The organism is Natribacillus halophilus, from assembly GCF_900100185.1.
Classification (GTDB): Bacteria; Bacillota; Bacilli; order Bacillales; family Marinococcaceae; genus Natribacillus; species Natribacillus halophilus.
Genome location: NZ_FNEN01000003.1, coordinates 280,389 through 297,733, shown reverse-complemented (window position 1 = coordinate 297,733; position 17,345 = coordinate 280,389). Strand labels below are relative to the sequence as shown.

Below are 17,345 nucleotides of genomic sequence, written 5' to 3'. Positions count from 1 at the left end.
CGATGTCCGTTCGTCTATTTTTTTGGATCGACTACATAACCGTATACATTAATGTAGATTGCAAATACTGATACAATCATACGTTAATGAAGGAGCGGTCTAAAATGGCAGATCAGCATACGGAAGATAAATTCGCGGAAACCGCCTGGCAACAATCCGTGGATTTACCCGATTTCAAGCCTTTGGAAGACGACTTGCAAACAGACGTTGTCATTGTCGGCGGGGGGATCACCGGCATTACGGCTGCTTATCTCCTCGTTCAGGAAGGGGTCAAAGTCGCGTTAGTGGAAGCAGGGAAATTGCTCGGGGGCACAACGGGTCATACGACGGCAAAAGTGACGGCTCAGCATGGACTGATTTATGACGAGTTTATCCAACATTTGGGGCAAACGAACGCACGGCTTTACTATGAAGCGAATATGGAAGCGATGGATTTTATCCGCAATACCATCGACAAACATGACATCGACTGTGGTTTCCAGCAGCAAGATGCGTATATTTTTGCCACCACCCATAAATACAAACGGAAACTGGAGAAGGAAGCAGAAGCTTATGAAAAATTAAGCATTGATGGGGAGCTTACTGATGAAATCCCTTTTAATATCGATATTAAAAATGCGCTTATGATGAAAAATCAGGCGCAGTTCCATCCGCTCAAATATCTGGCGCCGCTCGTCGACGCCATCGTCGATAAAGGCGGTCTTATTTTCGAGAATACGACGGCTGTCCATGTGGAAAAGGGCGAGAAACCGGAAGTCATCACCCGCGATGGCCCTCGCGTCATCGCAAATCATATTCTTTCCTGTTCGCATTTTCCTTTTTATGAAGGGACGGGCTTTTATTTTACAAGAATGCATGCGGAACGTTCCTATGTGGTAGCAGCAAAGCCGAAGGAGCCATATCCGGGCGGAATGTATATTAGTGTTGACGAGCCGACCCGTTCATTGCGTTCGACGGTCATTAATGGCGAAAACATGATTCTGATCGGTGGCGAAGGTCACAAAACGGGACAAGGCGTCAACACGCTTGAGCACTACCAGGCACTGGAATCTTTTGGTGAGGATGTCCTCGGTATTGACCGGATCATGTCCCGCTGGTCGACACAGGATCTTACGACCATTGATAAACTCCCCTATATCGGGCATTTGACTTCCGGCTCTTCTGAGCAAAACATTCTCGTCGCGTCCGGGTATCGAAAATGGGGGATGACCAACGGCACGGCTGCCGCGCTGTTGCTCAAGGATATGGTGCTTGGGAATGAAAATCGTTACGAGTCATTGTTTGCGCCCTCGCGGTTTTACGCGGATCCAAGCCTGAAACATTTTCTCAAGGAAAACTATGATGTCGCCAAGCACCTGGTCTCCGGAAAATCCGAGACATCAAACAAGGAAATGAACAGTCTGGCCAAGGATGAAGGGGCTGTCGTGAGGGTTGACGGGAAGCGCAAAGGGGCTTACCGGGATAAAGACGGAGACCTGCACGTCGTCGATACGACCTGTACGCATGTCGGGTGTGAGGTGAACTGGAATGATGGAGATCGAACATGGGACTGCCCTTGTCACGGATCGAGATTTTCCTACACCGGTGAGGTGATCGAAGGCCCTGCAGAAAAGCCGTTACAAAAAGAAGAGTACAAAATGATCGAAAGCTTTATGGGCGATAGGGGTGGATACTAGAGCGACTGGCTGAGAGAAAATGGCTGCATTCGGTTCACGATAAACATAGCCGAATGCAGCTTTGTGTGGGTGGGAACGAGGGTCGTTAAGTCCTCAATTATGGTTTAAATCACCATGATAGTAGTATAGCACGAATGAAATGATCACACCTGTAAAGAAGACCAAGCGACATACCGAGATTTGGGCCAGTTTGAACATTAAAAGGAGACGCACAATTAACATATAATGTGCTATAATGGCAATGAATGGTTATCGCAAAACATATTCCCAAACGGTGATAAAAATGATCGAACGGAATAAAGAAAAGTTAGAACTAAATGAGTTGGAAAAAGCGATTGAGGCGGTGAACGAAAGGGTAAGTCCCGATAGAATTTTTTTGTTTGGGTCCTTTGTTCATGGTCATGCAGATAAAGAAAGTGATTTAGACCTTTGTATTATAATCGACCAATTGCAGGAGAGAAAAATAGAAACGCTTCGCAGTATAAGATATTCTATTGCCGAAGATATATCTGTTCCCATTGACTTATTATTGTATACCACCCAAGAATTCAACGAAAGAGCCAGGCTATCCTCAACCTTCGAACATAAGATTATGAACGAAGGAGTTCTCGTTTATGAATCATAAATCGGTTGCTGAAGAGTGGTTTTCTTATGCCCGTTCAGACCTTGAGGTAGCAAAATTTTTAAAAAATATGCGTCCCATACCATTGGAAATTATTTGCTACCATTGTCAACAGAGTGCGGAGAAACATTTAAAAGGCTATATTGCTTATAATGGTGGAGAAATTCACCGAACTCATGACCTGAACATCCTCAACAAAATATGTACACGCTATCATCAACGTTTTAAGGAATTGACAGATGAGTGCATTCATCTTACTGATTATGGGATTCAGACAAGATATCCCTTTGAGTTGCAAATCAATGAAGAAGATATGAATTCGGCTTTAAAAAGTGCAACAACCATACAAAAGTTTGTCATGCGGTTTGTTGACTAAAACGATTTGCAAAGTCCAGTTGATTTACCCTGTACATTAATCGTAATGCCTTGCAACAGACGCAAAAACGTCTTATACTATATTTATCAAAATCATAAACGTGAAAAACCATGATAGAGCGTAGTACTTGGAACACCGGCGGCCAGGAAGGGGGAGTCATGGATTGGAAGCTGCCCCGCGTCAAGGATCCCTGGAATTCACTCTGGAGTTGGCACTGAAAATTAGTTGAACTTATCGGAGTATTAGCCGCCCGTTAACTCCCGCTTATGGGGTTGAAGCGGGAGTTTTACGGGCGCTTACTACCGGGAAAGGTGTACCGGCTGCAAACCGTTATTTGTCCAAGTGAGCGACCGTCATAGGTCGTTAACAAGGGTGGTACCGCGAAACCTTCGTCCCTTTTGAGGGGCGGGGGTTTTTTATTTTGCACGAAAAAGGAGGCATCGCACCGCGATGATTGAGCGATTGCAGGAGATTGAATCAGAAGCGCTCGCTGCCGTGCAGGCAAGCGCCGACAAAAAAGAATTGGAGCAGGCACGGATTCAATACCTCGGGAAAAAAGGAGCGATCACGGAAGTTCTCCGGGGGATGGGGCAGCTACCGGAAGATGAGCGGCCTGTCGTTGGCCAGAAAGCGAATGAGGTCCGTGAAAACATTCAGGAAGCGATAACCGGGAAGTCCGAAGCTTTTGAAAAAGCCGAATGGGAACAGAGACTCGAACAAGAAGAAATCGACGTCACCTTGCCGGGCAGACCGGTTAAACAAGGGTCCACCCACCCGCTTACAGCTGTCGTCGAAGAAATCGAGGATATTTTTATCGGGCTTGGCTTTGACGTCACCGAAGGACCGGAAGTGGAGACGGATTATTTTAATTTTGAAATGATCAACTTGCCCCCGAACCATCCGGCCCGGGACATGCAGGATTCTTTTTACATCAGTGAAGATACGCTTTTGCGGACGCAAACGTCTCCGGTACAGGCGCGGACGTTGCAAAAACATGAAGGGGAAGGTCCGGTAAGAATTATCTGTCCCGGCAAAGTCTATCGCCGCGATGAAGATGATGCCACCCACTCCCATCAATTCATGCAGATCGAAGGGCTCTATGTCGATGAAAATGTGCGCATGAGCGATCTGAAAGGGATATTTGATACGTTTGTCAAACATTATTTCGGTCAGGACCGCCAGATTCGCTTGCGCCCGAGTTTTTTTCCGTTTACCGAACCGTCTGCAGAAATCGACGTAACTTGTGGCATTTGTGCCGGAGACGGGTGCAGAATTTGCAAGCAAAGTGGCTGGATCGAAGTGTTGGGGTCAGGCATGGTCCACCCGCGCGTGCTGGAGTTGAATGGCTTTGACCCGGAGGTGTATAGCGGTTTCGCGTTCGGCATGGGAGTAGAGCGTTTCGCCATGCTGAAATACGGCATCGATGATATCCGTCATTTTTACACGAATGACAAGCGCTTTTTATCGCAATTCCAACATTTATAAATGAATCCCAAAATAAGGAAGGTGAAATGTTATGCTCGTTTCCTATCAGTGGCTCGCTGATTATATTGATTTATCGGATGTGACACCGGAGGATGTTGCTGAACGGCTCACCCGGGCAGGCGTAGAGGTCGATCGGCTGCATCGTTATCATGATGGCATAGATGGTGTCGTTGTCGGAGAAGTACTGGAAGTCGTCCCTCATCCGGAAGCAAAAAAATTAACCGTTTGTCAGGTGGATACGGGAGATGAAACGCAGCAAATCATCTGTGGCGCCGATAATGTTAAACAAGGACAGAAGGTGGCCGTCGCTTTGCCGGGGACAACGCTTCCGGGGGATAAAAAAATCGAAGAAACTGTCATCCGCGGGGAGAGCTCTGCCGGCATGATATGTGCCCTGGATGAACTAGGGTTCAGTGATCATTTATTGGCTAAAACAGAACAGGATCAGATCGTGGAATTACCGTCTGATACGGCTCCGGGCCTTGATGCTCTCGAGATTCTTGGCCTTAATGACGTCATGATGGAACTGGATTTAACCCCTAATCGTCCCGACTGCCTGAACATGATTGGGATCGCCTACGAATTGTCAGCTTTACTGGACCGTCCCATTCATTATCCTGATAGTACTCACGGCGTTATTAGAAAAAATGCTGCCAGCCGCGTTTCCGTTGAAGTCATCAATGGCGAGGATGTGCCTTATTACGGGGCCAAAGTGATCGACAAGGTAACGGTGGCAGCGTCACCGCTCTGGTTGCAAACCCGTTTGATGGCTGCGGGCATTCGCCCCATTAACAATATCGTAGACATTACGAATTTCGTCTTGTTGGAGTATGGCCAACCGTTGCACGCTTTCGATTATGATCGCTTCGGTTCAGACAGGATCGTGACAAGACGGGCCAAACAGGAAGAAAAAATCCAGACATTGGATGGTCAGGAAAGAACCCTTTCCAACGAGGATGTGCTGATTACAAATGGGGAAGACCCCGTAGCCCTCGCGGGCGTCATGGGCGGTGCCTCGGCGGAAGTGCATGCAGGCACCACGAGTGTGTTGTTGGAAACGGCGCAGTTTGATGCCTTGCGTGTCAGGCAGACATCCAGAAGGCTCGGCTTAAGCAGCGAATCTTCCCAGCGCTTTGAAAAAGGGCTCGATTTCGAGCGTACGCCGGAGGCCGCGGAACGGGCAGCAGCTTTGCTCGAGGAAATCGCGGGAGGCGTCGTGTTGAAAGGGACTGTCGAAGAAGGGGCCTTGCCGGAGTTTGAGCAGGAAGTCCATTTAAATCTGGGCAGGCTCAACATGCGCCTCGGCACTGCTCTTGGGGTAGACGAAGTAGAGGATATTTTACAACGTCTCGGTCTGATAGTGACGGATATCGGTGACGAGTGGCGTGTACGAATTCCGTCCCGGCGGCTCGATATTACGATCGAAGAAGATTTGATTGAAGAGGTGGCCCGCCTGTATGGCTATGACCGTATACCGACCACACTACCCGTCGGTGCCCGTTCGGCAGGGGCGCTAACGAATGAGCAGAAGCGCCGTCGCAAGATCCGACGCTTTCTGGAAAGTGCCGGCTTGCAGGAGGCGATCACGTATTCACTGACAAGCGCCCAGTATGCGGAAAAATTTGTGCTTCATCAAGGAGAAGAAAATATGCGCATGCTTATGCCTATGAGTGAGGAGCGAGCCGTGCTGCGCAGGAGTTTAATCCCTCACCTTCTTGATGCTGCCCATCATAATGTCAACCGGCAAATACCGAATATCTCCCTGTTTGAACTGGGGGCTATATTCGAACCTGACAGTGATCACAGGAAACAACCTGAAGAGCATTTGCACGTTGCGGGGGTGTTGAGTGGTCAATGGTTTAATCCCACCTGGAACAGTGAAGAAGTGGCAGCTGATTTTTATGTTGTAAAGGGCATTGTCGAAGGGTTGCTGCAACAAGTGGGCAAAGAAGGGGAAGCGAAGTTTCGGGCGCGTAAACGCGAGGGGATGCACCCGGGACGTTCAGCGGATGTCATTATCAATGGTGAAGTCGTTGGTTTTCTCGGCCAAATTCATCCCCTTGACCAGGAAGCTCAAGGATTGTCGCCCACCTACGTGTTTGAACTGGACGCAGAATCGCTCCTGACCGTGGACGATGAGGTGCTGCGGTATCAGCCGTTGCCGCGTTTCCCCACCATACGAAGGGATCTGGCTGTCGTCGTTGATGTTAATATCGTTTCTGCGGAAGTGGAAGCCGTTATCGTGGAAGCGGCGGGGAAATGGTTGGAAGATATCTACCTTTTTGACGTTTACGAAGGAGAAAAAGTCGAAAGCGACAAAAAGTCACTCGCGTATTCGCTTCTATTTCTCAACCGTGAACGGACCCTTACAGATGAAGATATTGCAAGTATACACGAAGACATCGTAACGTCACTCCGAACCCGGTTAGGCGCGACGCTCCGTGAATAAAAAGAGTGCCCATTTCATTCTGGAATGGGCACTTTCTCTAAAAAGCGGGAGGATTGTAAAACATAAAAATAGCCAGCCATACACTCACCACTTTTATCAATAACCAAATCCCGATTAAAAGAAGATTGACGGACTTTCCCGTGTTTCTCGCTTTAATCTCTTTTATGTGGGCGATGATCAAACTGATCACGATAAAGACACTAACGATAAAGAAGAGTAAAAACAGCCCAATAAATGCACTGTAAATGAGTTGCGCGACGGTGAAATATCGGATTATGTATATGAGTAAAAGCAGTCCCAGGCATAAAAGTAAAAAAGGAAAACAGCCTTTTCTGACTATCAATGGTATTCACCTTTCCTTCCAGCCTTTATATCGTACAAGCCTCCTTTTGAAAAAGTAAACCCATCTTTAGTCCACAGTTTTCGACAACAGCTTTCTCCGCTTCGACCTTGCTGATTTTCAATGTCTTCAGAATCTGTTATGATTATAGTTAATCTAGGGTTGGTATGTTCGTTTTACATAGGGAGAGGAAACTATACACGCATGTGCGTTGTAGAGTGTGAAAGGGAGGCGCTTGCAGGTGACTGGGAATCACGCGAATCATCCGGATAAAAGAAGAACGACGGTTACGATATATGGAGATCAATACACGGTGATCAGTGATGAGTCAAGGACGCACGTCAATGATGTGTCGGATCATGTTGATGCTAAAATGAGGGAAATGAAACGGGTCAATCCTTACCTTGATACGAGACGTCTGGCGGTACTTACCGCGATCAATATCGCCGATGAATATCTGAAACTGGAGAAGCAACATGGAACGATCCCGGAAGAAGAGGACTAAATACACATGTTAAGCCTGTTTATACTGCTGATTTTCTTTGCCAAGTTTTTCATAGGGCTGCGACGGGGGCTCGTCCGGCAATTTTTTCACCTCGTCAGTTTCTTTGGGTCGCTGATCGTTGCCTTTTTATTCTTCAGTCCCCTTGCTGATTATTTGCGTTTGTGGCTGCCATATCCCCAGTTTTTAGACGGAAACGACGGGATGTTAATCTCTGCGTTTAGTTTTGAAAGTGTGTATTATAACGGCATTGCCTTTGCGATTCTTTTTTTCGCTACGCGTATTTTATTACGCGTGATCGCTTCGATGCTGGATTTCGTCAGCTACGTACCCTTTATCCGTTCGGTGAATCGTTTGCTTGGGGGTGTCCTCGGCTTCATTGAGGCTTATCTCGTCGTTTTTGTGTTGTTGATCGTGGCCGCGTTAATCCCGGTGGAGGCTGTTCAGGATACGATTGCCCATTCGATGATTGCGCGATTAATGATTGAGAACACCCCGTTTTTATCACAATGGTTGCCGGAATTATGGACGTGAGGAGGCTGGAGCCGTTTGGATAAAAAAGAAGTGATGCAAACATTGGAGACGATCGCCATTTATCAGGAAATCGCCGGGGAGAATCCGTATAAAATTGCCGCTTACCGCAAGGCGGCACAGGCACTGGAACGTGAAGCACGTACGCTGGATGAGATTGACAATCCCGGCGATTTGAATGGCATTGGTAAGGGAACGGCTACTGTGATCGAATCCCTCAGGGACACCGGGAAAACCGATGTTCTGGAAGATTTAAAAGAAAAAGTCCCTGCCGGTTTACCCACGCTCTTGCAACTGCCCGGGTTGGGCGGAAAAAAGGTAGGAAAGCTTTATAAGGAGCTCGGTGTTACAGATGCCGCCTCATTACAACACGCGTGTGAACAGAAACAGGTGCAAACGTTAGCCGGATTCGGCGTGAAGACCGAAGAGAATATTCTAGCTGCCTTAACCGCAACCCACGAGCGCCCGGATCGCTTGCCGGTTGCTTTTATGTTACAGGTGGCTGAAGAGATCGAAGACGAACTCGAGCAGTTTACCGATAAGATTCGCTTCGCCCGCGCCGGAAGTCTGCGACGCTTAAAGGAGACCGTGCGTGATCTTGATTATGTGATTGCAAGCGATACTCCGGAGGCTGTGAGAGAACAGGTCAAGGGTTTGGCAGATATATATGAAGTCGTCGCCGATGGGGAAAAGAAAGTATCCCTCGTGTTGGATAAAGGTTATCATGTCAGTGTTGATGTGAGAATCGTCGAGGACGACGCTTTTGCGACGGCTCTTCATCATTTTACCGGCTCCAGGGATCACCATCTGCTCATGAGAAGAATCGCGAAAACGCAAGGTGAGAAGATTAATGAGTATGGGGTCGAGGATGCTGAAACAGGAAAACTGATCACATTCAGGGATGAAAAGGATTTTTTTGCCCATTTCGGTTTGGGATATATCCCGCCCGAGTCAAGGGAAGGGACGATCGAAACGGATTGGTTCCAGGAAAAACGTGCCAATATTGAAGAGAAACACATTCACGGGGACCTCCATATGCATACCGTCTGGAGCGATGGCGCGAATTCGATTCAGGAGATGGCCAAAGCAGCCAGGGACCGCGGCTACGAATACCTGGCGATTACCGATCATTCCCGCTTTTTGCAAGTGGCGAACGGTTTGAGTGAAGAACGGGTGCTTTTGCAGCAAAAGGACATTCGCGACGTCAATGAAAGGCTCGAGGGCATCCAACTGTTCTCGGGGATTGAAATGGACATCCGCCCGGATGGTGCGCTTGATTATTCCGACGAAACGCTTTCGCAGCTTGATTTTGTCATCGCCTCGATTCATTCGGCTTTTTCACAATCGGAAGCGCACATACGTATGCGTTTAAATACCGCCCTCAATCATCCCCATGTAGATCTTATCGCCCATCCGACGGGGCGGCTTATCGGCCGACGGCAAGGGTATGCTGTTGATATGAACTGGCTTATCGAGCGGGCGGCAGAAACACGAACGGCGCTGGAGTTAAACGCCAACCCCAACCGTTTGGATTTATCGGCAGACGTGCTCAAACGCGCGATTGATCAGGGCGTCATCGTCGCCATTAACACGGATGCCCATCGCGTAGACACTTTGTCGCAGATGTTGTATGGCATAGGAACGGCGAAGAAGGCTTTTCTCCTCGCCGATCAAGTGATGAATACGTGGTCGCGCGAAAAATTGGTGAGCTATCTCCAGCAAAAACGTATGTCAACGGAAAAATGAGGTGCAGCTATGAAAGATGATATGCTTCGCACATTGGAATACGAAAAAATGAAAGATCAGCTGCTCGCACACGTGGCTTCGGATTTAGGGAAAGCCAGGGTACGAGCCCTTCTCCCCCACACGGACATGGCTACGGTCCGTCAGGCCCAGGAAGAAACGGCAGAGGGTGAACAGGTCCTCCGCTTTCGGGGCCATGCGCCTCTTGGCGGTGTCCATGATATCCGCCCGGAAATCAACCGTGCTCAGCTTGGAAGTGTGCTTGACCCCGAGGATTTTACAAGCATCAGCGAGACGATTCGTGCCGGTAACCAACTGCATGCCTTTATCGAGCAATTACTGGAAGAGGAGGAGGAAGTTTCCGTCCCTCGCTTACACACGTATGTGACGGAAATTTCCCCGTTGAACCAGCTGGAAAGGGTTATCCGCCAAGCTATCAGTGAAGATGGCTATGTGCTTGACGGGGCGAGTGCCACGCTGCGCACGACCCGGCAACAAATCCGCACGTTTGAATCGTCGATCCGGTCGCAGCTGGATCGAATTCTCCGTTCGAAAGATGCGGAAACAAAGCTCTCCGACCGCGTGGTGACGATTCGCAATGAACGTTACGTTCTCCCCGTTAAGCACTCCTATCGCGACGCATTCGGCGGTATCGTCCACGATCAATCCTCATCGGGCCAAACGCTTTTTATTGAACCGCAAGCGGTCGTCACCGCCAATAACCAACTTCGCGAGGCACGGGGAAAAGAAAAACAGGAAATCGAAAGGATCCTACGCTCGTTAACAGAGGAAGTGGCCGCTGAAGCTGACGCGTTATCAGGCAATACAGACATCCTTGCCCAGCTGGATTTTATCTTCGCAAAGGCGCGGTATGCACAGAAAATGAACGGCGTGCAGCCGCGCTTGAATGATCGGCGCTACGTCTACTTTCCACGCGCCAGGCACCCGCTGTTGAACGCTGAAGAAGTCGTTCCCATCGATTTGGAGATCGGGGATGATTATCAATCCCTCGTCATTACCGGTCCCAATACCGGCGGAAAAACGGTAGCATTGAAAACCGTGGGCTTGTTCACACTCATGGCGCAATCCGGTTTATTTTTACCGACGGCGGAAAAAGCGGAAGCGACCGTCTTTAAGCATGTATTCGCGGATATTGGCGATGAACAATCGATCGAACAGAATTTGAGCACGTTTTCCTCGCATATGACGACGATCGTTTCGATATTAGAACAGGTGGACGAGCAAAGCCTTGTTTTATTCGATGAGCTGGGCGCGGGGACCGATCCTGCCGAAGGCGCGGCCCTTGCCGTCTCTATCCTCGATGAAGTCCACGAACGGGGCGCTCGGACGGTGGCTACGACCCATTACACAGAGCTGAAAGGTTACGCTTATAACCGCGAAGGGGTCATGAATGCGAGTGTTGAGTTCGATGTCGAAACCTTACGCCCGACGTACCGCTTGCTCACAGGGATGCCGGGGCGCAGTAATGCCTTCGCCATTTCTCGCCGCCTCGGCCTGTCCGAAAAAATTATTGCAGCGGCCGAAGGCGAAATGGCGGCTGATACAAAGCAGGCCGAACAGATGATTACGTCGCTGGAGGAGCGCCGCCAACAGGCAGACCAGGCCTGGGAAGAGGCGATCGAAACACGTCAACAAGCGGAAAAACTCCACCGTGATCTTGAGCGGGCTTTCAATGAATGGCAAAGGGAAAAACAAACGATTTACGAGCAGGCCGAAGCCAACGCGGAAGCTGAAGTGGAAAAAGCGAGAAAAGAAGCGGAAGAAATCGTTGCCGATTTACGGCGGCTGCAGCAAGAGGGTCACGCGGTGAAAGACCATGAACTCATCGAGGCGCGCAAAAATCTCGAAGAGGCTACGCCGCAATTGACGGAAAAACAACAGCAAGCCAAACGAAAAGCGAAAAAAATGGCCAGTTATGAGCCCGGTGAAGAAGTTTTTGTCCCTCGTTTTAATCAAAACGGGCAAGTCGTGGAAGCGTCCGGTAAAGACGAGTACACGGTCCAGCTCGGTATTATGAAAATGACATTAAATGCCCGGGACCTGGAAAAAACGGAGCAGCCGGCAGCACAAAAGGCTTCGAAAACCGTGACGCGCGTGTCCGGGACGCAATCCCATGTCAAGCCCGAATTGGATTTGCGCGGTGAACGCTATGATAACGCGATGACACGGGTGGAGAAGTATCTTGACGAAGCCGTGCTCGCCGGTTATGCTCGCGTCCATATTATCCATGGAAAAGGAACCGGTGCCCTGCGCAAAGGCGTAAAAGAATTATTGGCCAGTCATCCGAGTGTTAAGGGAACGCGGGATGGCGGCCAGAATGAAGGCGGAATTGGCAATACCGTCGTCGATTTGAAATAACGACAGGCAGGCAACGGCGAAAAATCAGCTGTTGCCGCTCTTTACCAATGGGGGGGTCGTTGAATGGAAACGCTGATGAAAATACTAATCACGTGCTGCATCGGTTTTATCGTCGTCGGTATCATCTATTTAGCTATCGCTTTATAAAGGGAATGCCAGTAATTTTTTTAATAAAATCTTTTATAAATATTTAATATTGACAGCGTTTCCATTATGATAGAAGGAGGGAAGAATTACAAACATCAGGAGGAGGCGATTTTTCTTGGCAACTAAAGAAAGCCATACTTGGCTGCAAAACTACCCCGCGGAAGTTTTACCTTCCTATTCGTATTCCGAAGAGCCATTGCAGCATTTTCTGCTAAGGGCTGCTGAAGAATATCCGCAGAAAACGGCCATTCACTACATGGGCAAAGACTTGACCTATCAGGAGGTGTATGAGTACGCTGTTCAGTTTGCGAATGTGCTCAAATCGCTGGGCGTGGAAAAAGGCGACCGCGTGGCAGTGATGCTTGCGAACACACCGCAAGCGGTGATCAGCTATTACGGAACGCTGTTTGCGGGCGGGATCGTCGTGCAGATGAATCCCCTGTTCGTGGAAAGGGAAATAGAGCAGCATCTCGTGGACTCAGGCGCGAAAGTGCTCGTCTGTCTGGACATGGGCTATCCCCGGGTGCAAAAGATTCGTGATCATACCAACCTTGAGCATGTACTCGTGACCAGTATTAAAGATTTTTTACCCTTCCCTAAAAACAAGCTTTACCCTTTGAAACAAAAGAAAGACATGGGCATGAAAATTGAAGTCAATTATGATCGAACGACACATAATTGGAAAGAATCCGTCACCAAAGCGAGTAAACAACGCGAAGAGGTAGCGATTGATCCAAGGAAAGATTTGGCGTTAATACAATACACAGGCGGAACGACGGGCGCTCCCAAGGGCGTCATGCTCACGCACTATAACCTCGTCGTTAATACCGAGCAATGTGTGCAGTGGATGTATAAGACAGAGAAAGGCCGGGAACGTATTCTAGCCGCCCTTCCGTTTTTCCATGTGTACGGGATGACAACGGCGATGAACCTGGGCGTCATGCACGTCGCTGAATTGGTGATTGTCCCGAGATTCGACCCCAAGCAAGTATTGAAAACGATCGAAAAGAAAAAAATTACGATGTTCCCGGGCGCGCCGACGATGTACATCGCGTTGACGAACCATGAGGATATCGAAAAGCACGACCTGACTTCGATCAAGGCATGTTTGAGCGGGGCAGCCCCTCTGCCGCAGGAAGTGCAACATTCATTTGAAAGGAAAACCGGAGGCAAGCTGGTCGAAGGCTATGGATTGACCGAAACGTCACCGGTGGCCGCCGCCAATCCCATCTGGGAAGGTGGTAAACTCGGAAGCATTGGTTTGCCGTGGCCGGACACAGAGATGGCCGTATTGAATCAGGAGGACGGATCACTTGTGGACAGCGGTGAAGTCGGCGAGATTGCCGTTCGTGGGCCGCAAGTCATGCAAGGATACTGGAACAAGGAAGAAGAAACGAACGCGGTTTTCAGCGGTGAGTGGTTTAAAACCGGCGATATGGGGTATCGGGATGAAGAAGGATTTTTCTATATCGTTGACCGTAAAAAAGACATGATCATCGCCGGCGGATTCAACGTTTATCCGCGGGAAGTGGAAGAAGTCCTCTACGAGCACGAGGCGATTCTTGAAGCGGCGGTCATCGGCGTGCCCGATCCATATCGTGGCGAGACGGTAAAAGCCTTTGTCGTTTGCAAGGAAGGGCAAGAGCTTAGTGATAACGAGCTGGAAACGTTTTGCCGGACTAAGTTGGCTGCCTATAAAATTCCCCGCTTGTTTGAGAGAAGAGAGGAATTGCCGAAAACCATGGTCGGGAAAGTATTAAGACGTGTATTGGCAGAAGAGGAAGCGGAAAAAAGCGAGCATGGAAACACGGGGAAGGCGTCGGGATAATGCCGGTCCTTCGAGTTGACAGTTGAATTTGATTTAAGTAGAATGAATGAAGAATCATTCACAATGATGCTGAAGATGTATGTATAAGGAGAAGCCATAATGGCCCTAGATAAGAAAAACTCGCAAAAGTATCAATTGATTATCGACGCCGCCGTTCGCGTCATTGCCCGCAATGGGTATCATTACGCCCAGGTTTCCAAAATTGCCAAGGAGGCGGGTGTCGCTGATGGCACGATCTATCTCTATTTTAAGAATAAAGAAGATATTCTCGTGTCTTTATTTCGCATGAAGATGGGGGCATTTATTTCAGCGATTGAAAAGCGGATGACAACATGCGCCAACGCGGAAGAGAAACTTCAGCAGATTGTGGATATGCATTTTACACAATTTTCGGCGCAACCGGATTTAAGCGTTGTCATGCAACTGGAAATGCGCCAGTCAGCTCGTGATTTGCGGCTGCAAATCAACGAAGTCCTGAAAATGTATGTGCACTTGATGGAAGATGTGATTGAAACAGGAAAGGAAGAAGGGATTTTCAGTCCCCATCTGGATGAAAAACTCGGACGGCAAATGCTCTTTGGGACGCTGGATGAAATGGTGACCAACTGGGTGATGAAAGACCGAAAATATGATTTGCGTACGCTTTCAAACCCGACATTCAATATGTTGCTTGCTGCTTTTAAAGATGATGGTTCATAATTTCACTAAAAAGTGCGAGGAGGAGAGGAACAGATGAATATCTATGTCGTTATGAAAAGAACCTTTGACACAGAGGAAAAAGTCGAAATCAACGATGGCGTCATCGATGAAGAAGGGGCAGAATTTGTCATTAATCCTTATGATGAATATGCCATCGAAGAAGCCATCGTCCTCAAGGAAACCCATGGCGGTGAAGTTACCGTCGTCACAGTCGGGGATGAAGAAGCTGAAAAAGAACTGCGCACAGCCCTGGCGATGGGGGCTGACAAAGCCGTGTTGCTAGACACCGAAGACCTTGACGGCGAAATGGATCACTATACGATTTCAGAGATGCTCGGAGCTTATTTCCAGGATAAGGCGTACGATATTATCCTCGGCGGAAATGTGGCTGTTGATGACGGCGCGGGCCAAACAGCTCCCCGCTTGGCGGAAAAGCTCGGCATCAATCAATTGACGACGATCACAAAACTGGATATTGAAGGTACAACAGCAACCATCGAACGGGATATCGAAGGAGACCAGGAAATCGTCGAAGCGGAACTGCCGTTACTCGTCACGTGCCAGCAAGGATTGAACGAACCTCGTTACCCGTCATTGCCGGGTATTATGAAAGCGAAGAAGAAACCGTTGGATACGCTTGACCTCGATGATCTTGACCTCGATGAAGATGATTTGGAAGCGAAAACAAAAACGGTCGATCGCTTTTTGCCACCGGAAAAAGAAGCCGGCAAGAAACTGGAAGGCGAACCGGCAGAACAAGTGGAAGAACTCGTCAACTTGCTCAGAAATGAAGCTAAAGTGATATAAAGGAGGAAACCATGGCTGAAAAGGCATTAGTATTAGCGGAAGTTAGCGAAGGGGAATTAAGAAATGTCAGTTTCGAAGTCATTGCCGCCGGTCGCAAGGTCGTCGGGGACAATGAAGTCGTTGCCCTGTTATGTGGCGATGATGTAAGCGCCTTTAGCGAGACGCTCATTCATCACGGTGCCGACCGCGTCATTCTCGCCGAACATGAAGACTTGCAAAATTATACGACCGACGCGTACAAACAGGCGATCGAGCAAGTGATCGAAGCAGAATCGCCGGATGCATTGCTCTTCCCGCACACGTCGCCCGGCAAAGACGTAGCGCCGAGGATCGCGACGAAGCTGGACAGCGGCCTCGTTTCCGATGTCGTGGAACTGGAAGTAGACGGTGATGAAGTCGTCTTCACCCGCCCGATTTATTCCGGAAAAGCCTTTGAAAAGAAAAACGTTCCCGGCAGTCCGATCTTCGCGACGTTTAGACCGAATAACATCCCGCCTTTGGAGGCGGACAGCAGCCGGACAGGAGAGACGAGTGAAGTTGCGGTGGAGATCAAGGATCTTCGTACGGTGATTAAAGACGTCATCAAGAAGACGAGCGGCGGCGTAGACCTGTCGGAAGCAAGCGTGATTGTTGCCGGGGGGCGCGGAGTGAAAAGCGCGGAAGGCTTTGAACCATTATACGAACTCGCCGACGTCCTTGGCGGCGCTGTCGGCGCTTCGCGCGGGGCCAGTGACGCCGAATACTGCGAATATTCCCTGCAGATCGGGCAAACCGGAAAAGTGGTGACTCCTGATCTCTATATTGCCGTTGGCATTTCCGGAGCGATCCAGCACCTGGCCGGGATGTCGAACTCCAAATGTATCGTCGCGATCAATAAAGACGCGGAAGCCCCGATCTTTGATATCGCCGACTACAGCCTGACAGGGGATCTTTTTGAAATCGTCCCCTTGCTCACCGAAGAGTTTAAAAAAGTAAAAGCTGAAGCATAATATGAGAAGAGACAGCCGTTCGCTGTCTCTTCTCATATAGCGAGCAAATTATTAGCCACCATATTCGGTGAATGCTATAATGCATTTGTGACAAGATACAAATGAAAGGGGACAAAAAAAGATGGCTATAAAAAATGTAACGGATCAGGATTTTGCACAAGAAACATCCGAAGGCGTCGTACTCGCTGATTTCTGGGCGACATGGTGCGGTCCCTGCAAAATGGTCGCCCCTGTGCTCGAGGAAATAGATAGCGAGATGGGCGATAAAATAACCATTGCCAAAGTGGACGTCGATGAAAATAAAGAAACAGCAGGTCAATACGGCGTGATGAGCATCCCGACATTGATGCTGTTCAAGGACGGCGAACAAGTGGAGCAAGTGGTTGGCTTCCAGCCCAAAGAAGCGCTTGTTGAACTGCTGGAAAAGCATATGTAGTCATGGTCATCAAAATGACCATACGAGAAAAAAGCCTGGTGAAACATCAGGCTTTTTTTCAGCGGGTAAGAAAGTATAAACCACTTTCTTATCCTTCATAAGTGCAAGGGCATCGTCAAAGTCAATATAATCACTTATGTCCGGAAGTGTAGACACGGAAAATAGCAATTCCCTCCGTTTGAGGAGTTTCTTGAAATTACAATGCGCTTCGTGTACCTCTCGGGGTAGTGCGATCACCGTCAGAGGGATTACATTGCGTTTCTTGTACCTCTCGGGGCAGTGCGAACGCCGTTTGAGGGATTACAATGCGCTTCTTGTACCTTTCGGGGCAGTGCG

At 48.9% G+C, this 17,345-nt stretch carries 14 protein-coding genes; all 14 read left to right on the top strand.

Features of this window, described 5'->3' with window-relative positions:
* Positions 1–104 precede the first annotated feature (104 nt).
* Positions 105–1,676, top strand: coding sequence for an FAD-dependent oxidoreductase (locus BLS58_RS05850; RefSeq protein ID WP_090396934.1), 1,572 nt, complete (start codon positions 105–107; stop codon positions 1,674–1,676).
* A gap of 235 nt (positions 1,677–1,911) precedes the next feature.
* Entirely contained in the window at positions 1,912–2,301 is a 390-nt protein-coding gene (locus BLS58_RS05845; RefSeq protein WP_090396932.1) for a nucleotidyltransferase domain-containing protein, read from the top strand.
* Positions 2,291–2,674: a HEPN domain-containing protein gene (locus tag BLS58_RS05840; protein WP_090396930.1), complete on the top strand. Its 384-nt coding sequence runs from the start codon at positions 2,291–2,293 to the stop codon at positions 2,672–2,674. The genes BLS58_RS05845 and BLS58_RS05840 overlap by 11 nt, the downstream gene beginning before the upstream one ends.
* 450 nt (positions 2,675–3,124) lie before the next feature.
* Positions 3,125–4,159, top strand: a complete 1,035-nt coding sequence (gene pheS / locus BLS58_RS05835; protein ID WP_090396926.1) for a phenylalanine--tRNA ligase subunit alpha — start codon at positions 3,125–3,127, stop codon at positions 4,157–4,159.
* A 31-nt stretch (positions 4,160–4,190) separates the two neighbouring features.
* The gene (pheT, locus tag BLS58_RS05830; protein WP_090396924.1) at positions 4,191–6,608 is read left to right on the top strand and encodes a phenylalanine--tRNA ligase subunit beta; all 2,418 of its coding nucleotides are present in this window, start codon (positions 4,191–4,193) and stop codon (positions 6,606–6,608) included.
* Positions 6,609–7,189: 581 nt separating this feature from the next.
* Positions 7,190–7,453 carry a cell division protein ZapA gene (zapA, locus tag BLS58_RS05820; protein WP_090396920.1) on the top strand — a complete coding sequence of 88 codons (264 nt, stop codon included), beginning with the start codon at positions 7,190–7,192 and terminating at the stop codon, positions 7,451–7,453.
* A 6-nt stretch (positions 7,454–7,459) separates the two neighbouring features.
* Complete coding sequence (locus BLS58_RS05815) at positions 7,460–7,984, top strand: CvpA family protein (RefSeq protein ID WP_090396918.1); 525 nt, start codon at positions 7,460–7,462, stop codon at positions 7,982–7,984.
* Between the two features lie 15 nt (positions 7,985–7,999).
* On the top strand, positions 8,000–9,727 hold the full coding sequence (polX, locus tag BLS58_RS05810) for a DNA polymerase/3'-5' exonuclease PolX (RefSeq protein WP_090396916.1): 1,728 nt from the start codon (positions 8,000–8,002) through the stop codon (positions 9,725–9,727).
* A 9-nt stretch (positions 9,728–9,736) separates the two neighbouring features.
* Positions 9,737–12,103, top strand: a complete 2,367-nt coding sequence (locus tag BLS58_RS05805) for an endonuclease MutS2 (RefSeq protein WP_090396914.1) — start codon at positions 9,737–9,739, stop codon at positions 12,101–12,103.
* Between the two features lie 262 nt (positions 12,104–12,365).
* Positions 12,366–14,078, top strand: a complete 1,713-nt coding sequence (locus BLS58_RS05800; RefSeq protein WP_090396912.1) for a long-chain-fatty-acid--CoA ligase — start codon at positions 12,366–12,368, stop codon at positions 14,076–14,078.
* A gap of 99 nt (positions 14,079–14,177) precedes the next feature.
* Positions 14,178–14,777, top strand: coding sequence for a fatty acid metabolism transcriptional regulator FadR (locus BLS58_RS05795; RefSeq protein WP_090396910.1), 600 nt, complete (start codon positions 14,178–14,180; stop codon positions 14,775–14,777).
* A 33-nt stretch (positions 14,778–14,810) separates the two neighbouring features.
* Positions 14,811–15,584, top strand: coding sequence for an electron transfer flavoprotein subunit beta/FixA family protein (locus tag BLS58_RS05790; RefSeq protein ID WP_090396908.1), 774 nt, complete (start codon positions 14,811–14,813; stop codon positions 15,582–15,584).
* Between the two features lie 11 nt (positions 15,585–15,595).
* Positions 15,596–16,573 (top strand): electron transfer flavoprotein subunit alpha/FixB family protein, encoded by a 978-nt coding sequence (locus BLS58_RS05785; RefSeq protein ID WP_090396906.1) that lies wholly within the window; start codon positions 15,596–15,598, stop codon positions 16,571–16,573.
* A gap of 121 nt (positions 16,574–16,694) precedes the next feature.
* A complete protein-coding gene (trxA, locus tag BLS58_RS05780) occupies positions 16,695–17,009 on the top strand; it encodes a thioredoxin (RefSeq protein ID WP_090396904.1) in 315 nt (104 codons plus the stop codon).
* Positions 17,010–17,345 lie beyond the last annotated feature (336 nt).

Coding starts and splice junctions, on each gene's coding strand:
- BLS58_RS05850 (WP_090396934.1), top strand. CDS start 105: ATGGCAGATCAGCATACGGAAGATAAATTCGCGGAAACCGCCTGGCAA.
- BLS58_RS05845 (WP_090396932.1), top strand. CDS start 1,912: ATGGCAATGAATGGTTATCGCAAAACATATTCCCAAACGGTGATAAAA.
- BLS58_RS05840 (WP_090396930.1), top strand. CDS start 2,291: ATGAATCATAAATCGGTTGCTGAAGAGTGGTTTTCTTATGCCCGTTCA.
- pheS (WP_090396926.1), top strand. CDS start 3,125: ATGATTGAGCGATTGCAGGAGATTGAATCAGAAGCGCTCGCTGCCGTG.
- pheT (WP_090396924.1), top strand. CDS start 4,191: ATGCTCGTTTCCTATCAGTGGCTCGCTGATTATATTGATTTATCGGAT.
- BLS58_RS05815 (WP_090396918.1), top strand. CDS start 7,460: ATGTTAAGCCTGTTTATACTGCTGATTTTCTTTGCCAAGTTTTTCATA.
- BLS58_RS05805 (WP_090396914.1), top strand. CDS start 9,737: ATGAAAGATGATATGCTTCGCACATTGGAATACGAAAAAATGAAAGAT.
- BLS58_RS05795 (WP_090396910.1), top strand. CDS start 14,178: ATGGCCCTAGATAAGAAAAACTCGCAAAAGTATCAATTGATTATCGAC.
- BLS58_RS05790 (WP_090396908.1), top strand. CDS start 14,811: ATGAATATCTATGTCGTTATGAAAAGAACCTTTGACACAGAGGAAAAA.
- BLS58_RS05785 (WP_090396906.1), top strand. CDS start 15,596: ATGGCTGAAAAGGCATTAGTATTAGCGGAAGTTAGCGAAGGGGAATTA.
- trxA (WP_090396904.1), top strand. CDS start 16,695: ATGGCTATAAAAAATGTAACGGATCAGGATTTTGCACAAGAAACATCC.